Annotated in this window: 11 protein-coding genes; 7 read left to right on the top strand and 4 right to left on the bottom strand. The window is 68.6% G+C overall.

Annotated elements, in window-relative coordinates:
• Positions 1–62: 62 nt before the first annotated feature.
• Positions 63–1,103 carry an AraC family transcriptional regulator gene (locus LXM88_RS26425; RefSeq protein ID WP_262545612.1) on the bottom strand — a complete coding sequence of 347 codons (1,041 nt, stop codon included), beginning with the start codon at positions 1,101–1,103 and terminating at the stop codon, positions 63–65.
• A gap of 137 nt (positions 1,104–1,240) precedes the next feature.
• On the opposite strand from LXM88_RS26425, the gene LXM88_RS26420 reads away from it, so the two are divergent.
• The 6 genes from LXM88_RS26420 (at position 1,241) to LXM88_RS26395 (ending at position 8,729) form a co-directional block, all read left to right on the top strand.
• Positions 1,241–2,374: an acyl-CoA dehydrogenase family protein gene (locus LXM88_RS26420; RefSeq protein WP_262545611.1), complete on the top strand. Its 1,134-nt coding sequence runs from the start codon at positions 1,241–1,243 to the stop codon at positions 2,372–2,374.
• A gap of 164 nt (positions 2,375–2,538) precedes the next feature.
• Positions 2,539–4,245, top strand: coding sequence for an AMP-binding protein (locus tag LXM88_RS26415; RefSeq protein WP_262545610.1), 1,707 nt, complete (start codon positions 2,539–2,541; stop codon positions 4,243–4,245).
• Between the two features lie 109 nt (positions 4,246–4,354).
• Positions 4,355–5,884 carry a CoA-acylating methylmalonate-semialdehyde dehydrogenase gene (locus LXM88_RS26410; protein ID WP_262545608.1) on the top strand — a complete coding sequence of 510 codons (1,530 nt, stop codon included), beginning with the start codon at positions 4,355–4,357 and terminating at the stop codon, positions 5,882–5,884.
• An 18-nt stretch (positions 5,885–5,902) separates the two neighbouring features.
• Positions 5,903–6,802 carry a 3-hydroxyisobutyrate dehydrogenase gene (gene mmsB, locus LXM88_RS26405; protein WP_096473716.1) on the top strand — a complete coding sequence of 300 codons (900 nt, stop codon included), beginning with the start codon at positions 5,903–5,905 and terminating at the stop codon, positions 6,800–6,802.
• Positions 6,802–7,593, top strand: a complete 792-nt coding sequence (locus tag LXM88_RS26400; protein ID WP_262545606.1) for an enoyl-CoA hydratase — start codon at positions 6,802–6,804, stop codon at positions 7,591–7,593. Before mmsB ends, LXM88_RS26400 begins: the two co-directional genes overlap by 1 nt.
• Positions 7,590–8,729: an enoyl-CoA hydratase/isomerase family protein gene (locus LXM88_RS26395; protein WP_262545604.1), complete on the top strand. Its 1,140-nt coding sequence runs from the start codon at positions 7,590–7,592 to the stop codon at positions 8,727–8,729. The genes LXM88_RS26400 and LXM88_RS26395 overlap by 4 nt, the downstream gene beginning before the upstream one ends.
• 30 nt (positions 8,730–8,759) lie before the next feature.
• Here LXM88_RS26395 and LXM88_RS26390 read toward each other — a convergent pair whose 3' ends face one another.
• The gene (locus LXM88_RS26390) at positions 8,760–9,689 is read right to left on the bottom strand and encodes a LysR family transcriptional regulator (protein WP_262545602.1); all 930 of its coding nucleotides are present in this window, start codon (positions 9,687–9,689) and stop codon (positions 8,760–8,762) included.
• Positions 9,690–9,867: 178 nt separating this feature from the next.
• Here LXM88_RS26390 and LXM88_RS26385 point away from each other — a divergent pair, with 178 nt between their 5' ends.
• On the top strand, positions 9,868–11,406 hold the full coding sequence (locus tag LXM88_RS26385; protein WP_262545601.1) for an MFS transporter: 1,539 nt from the start codon (positions 9,868–9,870) through the stop codon (positions 11,404–11,406).
• A 30-nt stretch (positions 11,407–11,436) separates the two neighbouring features.
• Here LXM88_RS26385 and LXM88_RS26380 read toward each other — a convergent pair whose 3' ends face one another.
• Together LXM88_RS26380 and LXM88_RS26375 are read right to left on the bottom strand one after the other, a co-directional pair.
• Positions 11,437–12,810 carry an efflux transporter outer membrane subunit gene (locus LXM88_RS26380; RefSeq protein ID WP_262545599.1) on the bottom strand — a complete coding sequence of 458 codons (1,374 nt, stop codon included), beginning with the start codon at positions 12,808–12,810 and terminating at the stop codon, positions 11,437–11,439.
• A 12-nt stretch (positions 12,811–12,822) separates the two neighbouring features.
• A complete protein-coding gene (locus LXM88_RS26375) occupies positions 12,823–14,847 on the bottom strand; it encodes a MacB family efflux pump subunit (RefSeq protein ID WP_262545598.1) in 2,025 nt (674 codons plus the stop codon).
• Position 14,848: the final 1 nt, after the last annotated feature.

The raw sequence follows: 14,848 nt of genomic DNA, 5'->3' as shown, positions 1-14,848 counted from the left end.
CGATGCTTAAAGATTAGGCGGTTTCGGCGGAAAGCGCGAAGCCGGGGGCCGCCGCGGCCGGATCAGGACCTGTTCACACCGCCGCCCCGCGCGAGCACTTCGTCGCGATAGTCGGCCGGACTGCGCCCGCTCCATTTGCGAAACGCGCGGTAGAACGCGCTCGGCTCCGCGAAGCCGGTCGCGGCCGCGACGTCGGCGATCGTGCGCGCGGGGTCGGCCAGCGCCTCGAACGCGAGATCGCGCCGCAGCGTGTCCTTGATCGACTGGTATGCCTGGCCTTCCTGGTGCAGCTTGCGGCGCAGTGTGGCCTCGGCCACATGCAGCCGCGCAGCCATTCCGCCCGCGCCCGGCCACGCGGCGGGCGGCATCCCGCGCAGCACCGCGCGCACCCGCTGCGCGAGTGCATTCGGGTTGCGGTACTTGACGATGAAGCTGGCCGGCGCGTTGCGCAGGAACGTCTTCAGCGTCTTCGCGTTCTGCACGACCGGCAGCGTCGCGAATTCGGGATCGAAATCGACATACGAATCGGGCTCGTTGAAGCGCATGTCGTCGCAGAACATCGACGGGTATTCGTGGTCGGCGGGCGGCGTGTCGCAGCGGAAGCTCGCATGCAGCAGCGGGATGCGCCGCCCGATCAGCCAGCAGGTGAGCCCGTAGACGATGATGAAATAGGTCGCATACGTGAACATCGCGGGCGTCGCGCCGTTGTTGCGGTGCACGAAGCGCAGCCGCACGCGCTGCGGATTCGCGTCGAGCTCCGCGTGCAGGTCGTCGAGCACGCAGTGCATGAAATTCACCGCGCGCGCCATCGCGTGCAGGCCGTCGCGCGCGGACAGCGCGGCCTGGCTCATCGCGATGAAGCTGCCGCTGCGCATCGGGTGGCGATCCTGCCCGAAAAACTCGTCGTCGAGCGCGCGTGCGATCGCGTTCCACAGTGCACCGTATTGCTGCGCGGACACGCGTGCGCGCGGCTGCCCGAGCAGCGCGGGCGCGATGCCGGCCTGCGCGAGCAGCGGCTCGGCCGCGACGCCGCGCCGGGTCGCGAGCGCGACGCTGTACGCGACGAGGCTGATCGCGACAGTTCCCTTGTCTTCCTGCTTCATCGGTGTCGCCGGTGTGGCAAAAACGCTCAGTGTAAATGAGCGACGCGAGCATCGAACAGTCGCGCGCGCTTGCCTACACTTGTTGCATCGAAACGCAAGGACGGTCGCGCCCGGCGGCCGCGGGAGACAGCAGCACCATGGACGAGCTTTATACCGAAGACCAGCGGATGATCCGCGACGCCGCGCGCGCGTTTGCCACCGAGATGCTGGCGCCGAACGCCGCGCAGTGGGACCACGATGCGCAGTTGCCCGACGCCGTCGTCGCGCAGCTCGGCGAACTCGGCCTGCTCGGGATGATCGTGCCGCAGGAGCTGGGCGGCTCGTATACGGACTACGTCGCGTATGCGCTGGCGATGGAGGAAATCGCCGCCGGCGACGCCGCGTGTGCGACGCTGATGAGCGTGCACAACTCGGTCGGCTGCGGCCCGATCCTCGGCTTCGGCACGCCCGCGCAGAAAGAGCGCTGGCTGGCCGACATGGCGTGCGGCCGCGTGATCGGCGCGTTCTGCCTGACCGAGCCGCAGGCCGGCTCCGAGGCGAACAACCTGCGCACGCGCGCGGAACTGCGCGACGGAAAATGGGTGCTGAACGGCGCGAAGCAGTTCGTGACCAACGGCAAGCGCGCGGGTGTCGCGATCGTTTTTGCCATGACCGACCCGGAAGCCGGCAAGCGCGGCATTTCCGCGTTCCTGGTGCCGACCGACACGCCGGGCTTCGTCGTCGGCAAGCCCGAGAAGAAGATGGGCATCCGCGCATCGGATACGTGCCCGATCACGTTCGAGAACTGCGCGATTCCGGAAGAGAACCTGCTCGGCAATCGCGGCGAAGGGCTGAAGATCGCACTGTCGAATCTCGAGGGCGGCCGGATCGGCATCGCCGCACAGGCGCTCGGCATCGCGCGCGCCGCGTTCGACAGGGCGCGCCGTTATGCGGGCGAGCGCGTGCAGTTCGGCAAGCCGATCGCCGAGCATCAGGCGATCCAGCAGAAGCTCGCCGACATGGCCACGCAGATCAACGCCGCGCGCCTGCTCGTGCATCACGCGGCGAAGCTGCGCACCGCCGGGCTGCCGTGCCTGTCGGAAGCGTCGCAGGCGAAGCTGTTCGCGTCCGAGATGTCCGAGCGCGTGTGCTCGGATGCGATCCAGATCCACGGCGGCTACGGCTACCTGGTCGATTACGAAGTCGAGCGTCATTATCGCGACGCGCGCATCACGCAGATCTACGAAGGCACCAGCGAAGTGCAACGGATGGTGATCGCGCGGCAGCTTTGAGCCGCGGCGGTCGCGTCGACGGAACGGAAGCATCACGCAGGGCACGAGGGCAATGCGGTGAACGCGGCACGCAACGACGTGACCGTGCGCCGCGCAACAGGGAATCGGGATGCGCTGCAGCGCACGCGCCGGTTGACCGCGACGCATGGAGACTGGAGGAAACGATGACGGTACAGGCATTCCTGGACGCACGCGATTTTCTGCTGCGCCATCGCACCGACTACGAAACCGCTTACCGCGATTTCGAGTGGCCGGTGCTCGATGCGTTCAACTGGGCGCTCGACTACTTCGACCCGATGGCGCGCGGCAACGACCAGCCCGCGCTGTGGATCGTCGATGCGGCGACCGGCACGGGCGATCCGTATTCGTTCGCGCAGATGTCCGAGCGTTCGTCGCGGATCGCGAACTGGCTGCGCTCGATCGGCGTCGTGCGCGGCGATCGCATCCTGCTGATGCTGCCGAACCGTGTCGAACTGTGGGACGCGATGCTCGCCGCGATGAAGCTCGGCGCGATCGTGCTGCCCGCGACCACGCAACTGTCGGCCGACGACGTGCGCGACCGCGTGCAGATCGGCGGCGCGAAATACGCGATCGTCGACGAGAACGAAACCGCGAAATTCGAACAGCCGGACCTCGGCCTCGCGCAGAAGATCGTCGCCGGCGCGCCGCGCGCGGGCTGGCTCGCGATGAGCGACGGCTATGCGGCGAGCGGCGCGTTCGAGCCGGACGCCGTCACGCATGCGGGCGATCCGATGCTGCTGTATTTCACGTCGGGCACGACGTCGAAGCCGAAGCTCGTCGAGCATACGCACCGCACCTATCCGGTCGGCCATCTGTCGACGATGTACTGGGTCGGCCTGCAGCCGGGCGACATCCACTGGAACATCAGCTCGCCGGGCTGGGCGAAGCACGCGTGGAGCTGCTTCTTCGCGCCGTGGAATGCGCAGGCGTGCGTGTTCGCGTTCAACTACGCGCGCTTCGAGCCGAAGGTCGTGCTCGATGCGCTGGTCAAATACCAGGTGACGACGCTGTGCGCGCCGCCGACCGTGTGGCGGATGCTCGTGCAGCAGCCGCTCGCGTCGTTCGACGTGAAGCTGCGCGAGATCGTCGGTGCGGGCGAGCCGCTGAATCCCGAGATCATCGAGCGCGTGAAGAAGGCGTGGGGCATCGCGATCCGCGACGGCTACGGCCAGACCGAGACGACCTGCCTGATCGGCAACTCGCCGGGCCAGCCGGTCGTCGCGGGCTCGATGGGCCGGCCGCTGCCCGGCTACCGGATCGCGTTGCTCGATCCGGACGGCGCGCCCGTGACCGAAGGCGAGGTCGCGCTGCCGATCGGCCAGGACGTCGCGCGCCCGGTCGGGCTGATGACCGGCTATGCGAACAACCCCGACGCGACCGCCTGGGCGATGCGCGACGGCCACTACCGCACGTCGGACATCGCGATGCGCGGCGACGACGGTTACTACGTGTACATCGGCCGTGCGGACGACGTGTTCAAGTCGTCCGACTACCGGCTGAGCCCGTTCGAACTCGAGAGCGTGCTGATCGAGCATCCGGCGATTGCCGAGGCGGCCGTCGTGCCGAGCCCCGACCCCGTGCGGCTGTCGGTGCCGAAAACCTTCATCACGCTGCGGCAGGGTTATGAAGAAAGCCCGGCGCTCGCGCTGGAGATCTTCCGCTTCTCGCGCGAGAAGCTCGCGCCGTACAAGCGCATTCGCCGCCTGCAGTTCGCGGAGCTGCCGAAGACGATCTCGGGAAAGATCCGCCGCGTCGAGCTGCGCCGGCGCGAAATCGAGCGCGGCGACGATGCGACCGCGCGGCTGCCCGGCGAATACTGGGAAGAAGATTTCGCCGCCGAACTGAAATGACCGACCGCGGGCCGTGCGCGCCGCATTCCGCGGCCGCGACCCGCAGCCGAATTGAACCGGCCGCGCGGCGATATCGCGCTTCGCGGCCCTCTGCAAGGAGAAAGGATCGATGAACGCGAATCCGACGCCCCAAACGGGGCAAGACGTGCCGACGGTCAAGCTGCTGATCGACGGCGCCTTCGTCGAGTCCGCCACGAAAGAGTGGCGCGACATCGTCAACCCGGCGACGCAGCAGGTGCTCGCGCGCGTGCCGTTCGCGACCGTCGCGGAAGTCGACGCGGCCGTGCAGGCCGCACACACCGCGTATGCGACGTGGAAGAACGTGCCGATCGCCGCGCGCATGCGCATCATGCTGAAGTTCCAGGATCTCGTGCGCACGAACCAGCAGCGCATCGCGAAGACGCTGACGGCCGAGCAGGGCAAGACGATTCCCGATGCCGAAGGCGACATCTTCCGCGGCCTCGAAGTGGTCGAGCACGCGTGCTCGATCGGTTCGCTGCAGCTCGGCGAATTCGCGGAGAACGTCGCGGGCGGCGTCGATACCTACACGCTGCGCCAGCCGCTCGGCGTGTGCGCGGGCATCACGCCGTTCAACTTCCCCGCGATGATTCCGCTGTGGATGTTCCCGATGGCGATCGTCTGCGGCAACACGTTCGTGCTGAAGCCGTCCGAACAGGACCCGATGTCGACGATGGAACTCGTCCAGCTCGCGATCGAGGCCGGCGTACCGAAAGGGGTACTGAACGTCGTGCACGGCGGCAAGGATGTCGTCGATGCGATCTGCACGCATCCGCTCGTGAAGGCGATCTCGTTCGTCGGCTCGACCCTCGTCGGCACGCACGTGTACAACCTCGGCAGCGCGCACGGCAAGCGCGTGCAGTCGATGATGGGCGCGAAGAACCATGCGGTGGTGTTGCCCGATGCGAACCGCGAGCAGACGATCAATGCGCTCGTCGGCGCCGGCTTCGGCGCGGCGGGGCAGCGCTGCATGGCGACGTCGGTCGCGGTGCTGGTTGGCGACGCGCGCGACTGGCTGCCCGATCTCGTCGCGAAGGCGAAGCTGTTGAAGGTGAATGCAGGCGCGGAAGCCGGCACCGACGTCGGCCCGGTCGTGTCGAAGACCGCGAAGGAACGCATCCTGTCGCTGATCGAAGCGGGCGTGAGCGAAGGCGCGAAGCTCGAGCTCGACGGCCGCGACGTGAAGGTGGCCGGCTACGAAAGCGGCAACTTCATCGGCCCGACGATCTTCTCGGGCGTGAAGACCGACATGTCGATCTACACGCACGAAATCTTCGGCCCGGTGCTCGTCGTGCTCGAAGCCGACTCGCTCGACGACGCGATCGCGCTCGTCAACGCGAACCCGTTCGGCAACGGCGTGGGCCTGTTCACGCAAAGCGGCGCGGCCGCGCGCAAATTCCAGAGCGAGATCGACATCGGCCAGGTCGGCATCAACATTCCGATCCCGGTACCGGTGCCGTTCTTCAGCTTCACCGGTTCGCGCGGCTCGAAGCTCGGCGATCTGGGCCCGTACGGCAAGCAGGTCGTGCAGTTCTATACGCAGACGAAGACGGTCACCGCGCGCTGGTTCGACGACGACACGACGGCCGGCCCGGTGAATACGACGATCCGGCTGCATTGAGCGGCGGAGGACACGAACATGAAAATCGGATTTATCGGCCTGGGTCACATGGGTGCGCCGATGGCGCTGAACCTGTTGAAAGCCGGTCATGAGGTGCATGCGTTCGACCTGAGCGCCGATGCATTGCGCGCGCTGCAGGACGCCGGCGCGCAGGTTGCCGCGTCGCCGCGCGACGCCGCGTCGGGCGCGACGTTCGTGATCACGATGCTGCCGGCCGCGCCGCACGTGCGTTCGGTGCTGAGCGGCGAGAACGGCGTGCTGGCCGGCCTCGACGCGGGCGCGACCGTGATCGATTCGAGCACGATCGACCCGGCGAGCGCGCAGGCGTTCGGCGCGCTGGTGCGCGAGCACGGCGGCGCGTTCGTCGATGCGCCGGTATCGGGCGGCACCGGCGGCGCGGCGGCCGGCACGCTGACCTTCATGGTCGGCGGCAGCGATGCCGATTTCGAGCGCGTGAAACCGGTGCTCGCCGGCATGGGCAAGAACATCGTCCATTGCGGCGCGACGGGCATGGGGCAGGTCGCGAAGGTCTGCAACAACCTCGTGCTCGGCATCTCGATGGCGGCCGTGTCGGAGGCGATGTCGCTCGGCGTTGCGCTCGGCATCGACCCGAAGGTGCTGGCCGGCATCGTCAACACGTCGACGGGCCGCTGCTGGAGTTCGGACACGTACAACCCGTATCCGGGCGTGATCGACACCGCGCCGTCGTCGCGCGGCTACTCGGGCGGCTTCGGCACCGACCTGATGCTGAAGGATCTCGGCCTCGCGAACGACGCGGCGAAGCAGGCGCGCCAGCCCGTCTATCTCGGCGCGCTCGCGCAGCAGCTTTACCAGACGATGAGCAGCCGCGGCGACGGGCAGCTCGATTTCTCGGCGGTGATCCGCCTGTACCAACCGGCAACGAAGAAGGACGCGTGATGATCGAACTCGACTACGTCGACGACGGCGCGATCGCGTGCGCGACGCTCAAGCGTCCGCCCGCGAACGCCTTTACCGCCGACGGGCTGCAGCAATTGCAGGAAACCGTCGCCGAACTGAATGCGAACCCGCGCGTGCGCGCACTGGTGATCACGGGCGACGGCCCGAAGTTCTTCAGTGCGGGCGCCGATCTCAACACGTTCGCCGACGGCGACCGAGCAGTCGCGCGTGCGATGGCGTCGCGTTTCGGTGCGGCATTCGAGGCGCTGCACGATGCGCGCGTCGTGACGATCGCGGCGATCAACGGCTATGCGATGGGCGGCGGCCTCGAATGCGCGCTCGCATGCGACCTGCGGATCGCCGAGACGCATGCGCAGATGGCGCTGCCGGAGCCGTCGGTCGGCCTGCTGCCGTGCGGGCTCGGCACGCAGACGCTGCCCTGGCTCGTCGGCGAAGGCTGGGCGAAGAAGATCATCCTGACCGGCGCGCGCGTCGACGCGCCGACCGCGCTCAGGATCGGCCTCGTCGAAGACGTGGTCGAGAGCGGCGCCGCACGCGACGCGGCGCTGGCGCTGGCGCGCAACGTCGCGCGGCAGAGCCCGCACGCGGTTGCATACAGCAAGGAGCTGATCGGCCTCGCGCGCCGCGGCGTGCCGCGCAGCGCGGCGCTCGCGGTCGAGCGCGAACGCTTCGTCGACCTGTTCGACACGCACGATCCGCGCGAAGGCGTGGCCGCGTTTCTCGGCAAGCGCGCGCCGCAGTGGAATACCGACGGAGAGCCGCAACGATGAGCACGCCGGTGACGAATCACGACGCGTTCGCGGAAGCCGCGCCCGAGGTGCTGTTCCGCGTGGTGAACCGCGTGGCGCTGATCACGCTGAACCGGCCGGCTGCGCTCAACGCGCTGTCGTACGCGATGATCGGCGAGCTGGCCGCGCTGTTCGAGCGCTGCCGCCACGACGACCAGATCGTCGCGGTCGTGTTGCGCGGCGCGGGCGAGAAGGGCTTCTGCGCGGGCGGCGACGTGCGCGCGCTGTACCGGATGGTGGCGCAGCGCGACACCTGGCTGCCGTTCTTCGTCGACGAATACCGGCTCGACCACGCGATCCACACGTTCCCGAAGCCGGTGGTCGCGCTGATGGACGGCGTGACGATGGGCGGCGGCATGGGCCTCGCGCAAGGCGCGGCGCTACGCGTCGCGACCGAGCGCAGCAAGATCGCGATGCCCGAGACGCGCATCGGCCTCGTGCCCGATGTCGGCGCGACGCATTTCCTGTCGAGCATGCCGGTTGAACTCGAGTTGTATGTGGGGCTGACCGGCGCGATGCTGTCGGGCGCCGACGCGCTGACCGCGAAGCTGGCCGACCTGTGCGTGCCGTCCGCATGGCTCGACACGTTCGAGACGCGCATCGAAAGCGTCAAGTGGGACGACGACGTGTTGCCGGCGCTGCGCAAGGTGTTCGAGCCGCCGTGCAACGTCGTGCCGCACGCGGTGCTCGACAGCCAGATGCCGTGGATCGTCCGTCACTTCGACAAGCGGTCGACCGTCGAACGGATCGTCGCGACGCTGACGCAGGATCTCGCGCGCGACGAGCTGACGCGCGAGCACCGTCAATGGCTGCAGGCGACGCTCGATGCGCTCGCGAGCCATTCGCCGACGATGCTGCACGTGACGCGCGAAGCACTGCTGCGCGGCCGCCAGATGACGCTGGCCGAATCGTTCCGGATGGAGCTGGGCATCGTGGCGCGTGCGATCGAGGAAGGTGACTTCTGCGAAGGTGTACGCGCGCATCTCGTCGACAAGGACCGCAAGCCGCGCTGGGCGCCCGCGTCGCTCGTCGAGCTGCGCGCCGAACGCGTGCGGCATTTCCTGACGTCGCCGTGGAAGCTGTTCGCGCATCCGCTCGCCGATCTCGGCGCGGCGTGATGAACCGACGCGCCGTGCGGCGCGTCGATTTCATTTCATTGCACTGATGTCATCCCGGCGCTCGATCATCGGCGGAATCGCCTGCGCGAGCGCGTCGATCACGCAGCGCGTCTTGCGCGGCAGGTAACGCGTTTTCGGCCAGATCGCGTGGATGTCGCCTTCACAGACGAAGCAGCGGTCGAGCACGACCGCCATCTCGCCGCGCTTCACGTAGTGGTCGAGCAGCCAGCTCGGCAGCCATGCGATCCCGAACCCCGACGCACCGGCCGCGGCGATCGCCTGCACGTCGTCGAAACTCAGCTGATGCTGCATGTCGACGCGTACCGTCGAGCCGTCCGGCGCGCGCAGGTCCCACGGCTGCGGCACGCCCGAGCGTGAATACGCGATGGTCCGGTGGTGTTTCAGATCGTCGAGCGACTTCGGCATCCCGTGGCGCGCGAGATACGACGGCGCCGCGCCGAGGCTGCCGTATTGCGTGCCGAGCCGGCGCACCGCGAGGCTCGTGCTGTCCGCGAGCGTGCCGATCCGCACCGCGAGGTCGATGCCTTCCTCGACGAGATCGACGAAGCGGTCGGTGATCGACACGTCGATCCGCAGATGTGGATAGGTGCGCGCGAGGTCGAGCACGATCGGCGTCACGCAGTGGTGCCCGAACGCGAGCGGCACGCTCAGCCGCAGCTTGCCGCGCGCCTCGTTGCGGCCGCAATCGAGATCGGCCTCCGCCGCTTCCAGTTCCGCGAGCGCGCGCACGCAGCGGTCGTAGTACGCCTGGCCGTCGTCGGTCAGGCTCTGGCTGCGCGTCGTGCGCTGCAATAGTCGTGCGCCGAGCCGCTTTTCGAGCCGCGCGATCGCCTTGCCGACGGCCGAGCGCGTCATGTCGAGCCGCTCTGCGGCGAGCGCGAAGCTGCCCGATTCCACCACCTGGACGAAGGTCGTCACGCCGTCGAGTCTGTCGGTCATCGCAAGTTGGGCTGATTGGGTCCTGAGGTTCCCCAGTTCGCGGAAATGTGTGCGTCAATGGGGAGTGAAATTCTCACTATAGTACCGATTCCCGTCCAGCGTGCGTCGCCGGCCGCGCGCGGCGAACCCTTCTCACCTGGAGGCGCGCGGCCTGTCGCCGGGCCGCGGCGCAATACGCATGACGCTATCCGACTCCCGCAGGAATGCGGTCGCACTCGCGGCCGTCTGTCTCACGTCGCTGATGTTCGGCCTCGAAATCTCGAGCGTGCCGGTGATCCTGCCGACGCTCGAACACGTGCTGCATGGCGATTTCAACGGCATGCAGTGGATCATGAACGCGTACACGATCGCGTGCACGACGGTGCTGATGGCGGCCGGCACGCTCGCGGACCGGTTCGGCCGCAAGCGCGTGTACGTGATCGGCACCGTGCTGTTCGGTGCGACGTCGCTGCTGTGCGGGCTCGCGCCGAACGTGCCGGTGCTCGTCGCGGGCCGGCTGCTGCAGGGCGCGAGCGGCGGCGCGATGCTGATCTGCCAGATCGCGGTGCTGTCGCACCAGTTCCGCGAAGGCCGCGAGCGCGGTCGCGCCTTCGGGATCTGGGGGATCGTGTTCGGAATCGGGCTCGGCTTCGGGCCGATTGTCGGCGGCGCGATCGTCGCGCTGGCGAGCTGGCCGTGGGTGTTTCTCGTCCATGCGCCGCTCGCGGCTGTCGCGCTCGCGCTGATCGGCGGCGCGGTGCAGGAGTCGCGCGATCCGCATGCGGGCACGCTCGATGTCGCGGGCATCGTCACGCTGTCGCTCGCAGTGCTCGGACTCGCGTTCTATATCACGCAAAGTGCGGAGCTCGGGCTGACGAGTGCGGCCGGCCTCGGCGTGCTCGGCGCGACCGTGCTGGCGCTCGCGGGCTTCTTCGTCGCGGAACGTTCGAGCGCACGGCCGATGTTCGACTTCTCGGTGTTCCGGATCCGCGCGTTCACCGGCGCGATCTTCGGGTCGATGGGGATGAACTTCAGCTTCTGGCCGTTCATGATCTACCTGCCGATCTGGTTCCAGGTCGCGCTCGGCTACGACAGCGTGACGGCCGGCGTCGCATTGCTTGCGTACACGCTGCCGACGCTGGTCGCGCCGCCGTTCGGCGAGCGGCTCGCGCTGCGCTACGGGCCGGGTGTCGTGATCCCGGGCGGCCTGTTCACGATCGCGGCCGGTTTTGCGCTGATGCGGCTCGGCAGTGCGGCGGAGCACGCGAGCTGGCTCACGATGCTGCCCGGCTGCGTGATCGCCGGCATCGGGCTCGGGCTCACGAACACGCCGGTCACCAACACGACGACGGGCGCGGTGCCGAGTTCGCGGGCCGGGATGGCGTCGGGCATCGACATGAGCGCGCGGATGATCTCGCTCGCGCTGAACATCGCGGCGATGGGCTTCGTGCTGGTCGCCGGGATCGTCGCGAGCCTGAAGGGCGGTGTCGCGGGCGCGATCGGCGATGCGGCGCTGCGCCGGCTTGCACAGGAGATTGCGTCGGGTCGGACCGACGGGCTACAACAAATCGCACCGGCGCTCGCGCAGGCCGACCCGAGCGGCGCGGCGCTGCACGCGGCGCTCGTGCACGGGTTCGGCTGGGTGATGGTGTACGGCGCGGCCGGTGTAGCGGTGCTCGCGACCGCGAGCGCGGTGGCGTTCGCGCCGGCGCGGCGCGGGGCGGCCGTGTGCGAATGACGCAGCCTGCCCGTTGCGTTGGTACGCCGGTCAGGACGTCCCGCCGCCGAGCGCGCGATACAGCGTCATCTGGTTGTTGAGCCGGTTCAGGCGCGTCAGCGCGTCGGCGCTTTGCGCGTCGCGCAGCCGCTGCTGCTGGTCGAGCCACGGCTGCACGGCGGTCGCGCCGGCCGCAAATCGCGCGGCGGCAAGCTGCTCGGCGCGCTGCGCCTGGGCCAGCGACAGCGCGCGCTGTTCGGCCTCGCGTTCGAGCTGCACGCGCGCCGACAGCGCATTCTCGACTTCCGCGAGCGCCGTGTAGAGCCGCTGGCGGAACCCGACCACCGCTTCCTCGTATTGCGACTTCGACACCTTGATCTGCAGTTGCATCGTGTTCCACTGGATGAACGGCAGCGCGAGACCGAGCCCGAGCGTGCCGACCGGATTCATCAGTACGCGCTCGAGACTCGTGCTCGTCGTGCCGGCGCTGCCGGTCAGCGTGAAGGTCGGGTAGAAACTCGTGCGCGTCGCGTCGACCTGCGCGAGCGACTCGCGCAGCCGGAATTCCGCCGCGCGCAGGTCGGGGCGCCGGCCGAGCAGGCTGGCCGGCAGGCCGGCCGCTACTTCCGGCGGCGGCGCGTCGGGCAGCGCCGACGGTTCGGCCGCGCGTTGCTGCGGCGGCCGGTCGAACAGCAGCGCGAGCGCGTGGCGGTTCTCGGTGCGCTGCTGGATCAGTTGTGTCTGCGCGGCGCGTTGCGCGGACAGGCTCTGTTCGGCCTGTGCGAGATCGAGCCCCGACACGGCGCCGGCCGCGTGCTGCGACCGGACGACCGCGAGCGTGCGCACCGCATACGCGATGTTCGCGTCGCCGAGCGCGATCTGCCGGTTCAGGTAACCGATCTGCCAGTACAGCGACGCGGTCGTGCCGATCAGCGACAGCCGCGCGGCCTCGAGATCGGCGGCCGTTGCGTCGGCTTCCCAGTGCGCAGCATCGCGCAGCGCGGCCAGCCGGCCCCACAGGTCGATTTCATAGCTGAGCGAACCGTTGATGCCGCTCGACCGGCTCGTCCGGTGCGTATCGAGCGTGCGCGACACCGCGCCGTTCGCGCCGAGCGAGATGGCGGGCGTCAGGTTCGTGTCGACGAGCCCGGCCTGCAGTTGCGCACGGTACACGCGGATCGCCGCGATCGCGAGGTCGTTGTTGGCGCGCAGCGCGTCGTCGATCAACCGGTCGAGTTGCGGATCGCCGAAGCTGCCCCACCAGTCGCGCGTCGACGCCGGTGCGTCGGCCGCGACCGGCGCTTCCCAGTTCGCGGGCATCGCGACGGCCGGCAGCGGTTCGTGGCGTGCGCCCGCGCAGCCGGCGAGCAGCGCGGCCGCGCACGCGAATGCACCGAGGCGGTGAAGTAATGAGGAATGCGTCATGGCGGCCTTTCGTCAGTCGCGCGCGAGCGCATCGATCGGATCGAGCCGCGACGCGTTGCGCGCGGGCATGAAACCGAATATCACACCGGTGAGCGTCGAGCAGACGAACGCCGTCACGATCGCGCCGGCGGAGAACACCATCTTCCATTGCGCGACGAACATCGAGAACACCGCGCCGAGCCCGAACGACAGCGCGATGCCGATCGTGCCGCCGAGCAGGCACACGAGCACGGCCTCGACGAGGAACTGCTGCAGGATGTCGGACTGGCGCGCGCCGACCGCCATCCGGATGCCGATTTCGCGCGTGCGCTCGGTGACCGACACGAGCATGATGTTCATCACGCCGATCCCGCCGACGACGAGCGAGATCACCGCGATCAGCGACAACAGCAGCGTCAGCGACTGGCCGGTTTTTTCGACGGTCTTGACCACGCTGTCCATGTTGTACGTGAAGAAGTCCTTGCGGCCGTGGCGCTGGATCATCAGCTTTTCGAGGCTTTTCTCGGCGGCGGCGCTCGGCTGCCCGTCGCGCACGCGCACGGTGATGCTGTCGAGATGGCGCTGGCCGAACAGGCGCCCGCTCGCGGTCGTGTACGGCACCCACACGTTCAGGCTCTTCACGCTGCCGAACGCGCTCTTCTTGTCGGCCGTGACGCCGATCACGACGCACGGCACGTTATCGACGAGGATCACGTCGCCGACCGGATTGCGCGTTGCGCCGAACAGCTTGCGGCGCGTGTTCTGGTCGATCACGGCTACCTGCGCCTGGCGGCGCACCGCGTCCTCGTCGAACGCGACACCCAGCGCGAAACGCATCCCGCGCGCCTGGAAGAAGCGGTCGCCGACGCCGCTCACGAGCGCGTTGACGTCGATGTTGCGGTAGCGCAGCAGCAGCGTGCGCGACGTTTCGGGCGTCGCGCTGTCGACGTACGGCTGCTCCGCGAGCGCGGCAACGTCGGCGGGCACGAGCGTCTGGATCGTGTCCGCGCGGCTGTCGCCCCAGTCGGTGCCAGGATAGACGTTGATCGTGTTCGTGCCGATGCTGCCGATCTCGTCGAGCATGTAGCGCTTCGCGCCTTCGCCGATCGCGACGATCGACACGACCGACGTGATGCCGATGATGATGCCGAGCATCGTCAGCAGCGTGCGCAGCCGGTGCGACACGAGCGCGATCCACGCCATCCGGCAGGCCTCGGCGAAGCGGCCGGAGCCTGCCGCGAAACGCCGTGCGCGCGTGCCGGTATCGGCGTCGGCGGGCGGCGGCATATCGTGCCGATCGTGCGCGGACGGCTCGCCGGCTGTCGCTTCGGCCGCGTCGACGAAGGCTTCCGCGAGCGCTTCCGCATAGTGGCGATTCCGCCGGTCGGCGACGATCTCGCCGTCGCTGATCTCGATGATGCGCCGTGCATGGCGCGCGACGTCCTTGTCGTGTGTGACGATCACGATCGTATGGCCGAGCGCGTTCAGCTCGTGCAGGATGCGGATCACGTCCTGGCCGCTTTTCGTGTCGAGCGCGCCGGTCGGTTCGTCGGCGAGGATCACCTGGCCGCCGTTCATCAGCGCGCGCGCAATGCTCACGCGCTGCTGCTGGCCGCCGGACAGTTGCCCGGGCCGGTGGTGCGCGCGATCCGCGAGCCCGAGGCGCGCGAGCAGCTCGCGTGCGCGTTCGTGCCGCTCCGCGCGCGTGGTGCCCGCATAGATCGCCGGCATTTCGAGGTTCGCGACCGCGTCGACGTGCGGCAGCAGGTGATAGCGCTGGAACACGAAGCCGAAGTGTTCGCGGCGCAGTTGCGCGAGTTCGTCGCTGTCGAGCATGTGCGTGTCGCGTCCACCGACCGTGTAGGTGCCTTCGCTCGGATGATCGAGGCAGCCGAGGATGTTCATCAGCGTCGATTTGCCGGAACCCGACGCGCCGACGATCGCGACGATCTCGCCCGCGTCGATCGACAGGTTGACGTTGTTCAGGACGACGACATCCTTGTCGCCGGCCGGAAAGCGCCGCGTGACGCTCGAGAGTTTCAGCAGGGGCTGGCGCATC

This window comes from Burkholderia sp. S-53, from assembly GCF_025560745.1.
Classification (GTDB): Bacteria; Pseudomonadota; Gammaproteobacteria; order Burkholderiales; family Burkholderiaceae; genus Burkholderia; species Burkholderia pyrrocinia.
Note: the sequence above shows the minus strand (reverse complement) of the source record. Positions and strands in the feature narration are given on the sequence as shown.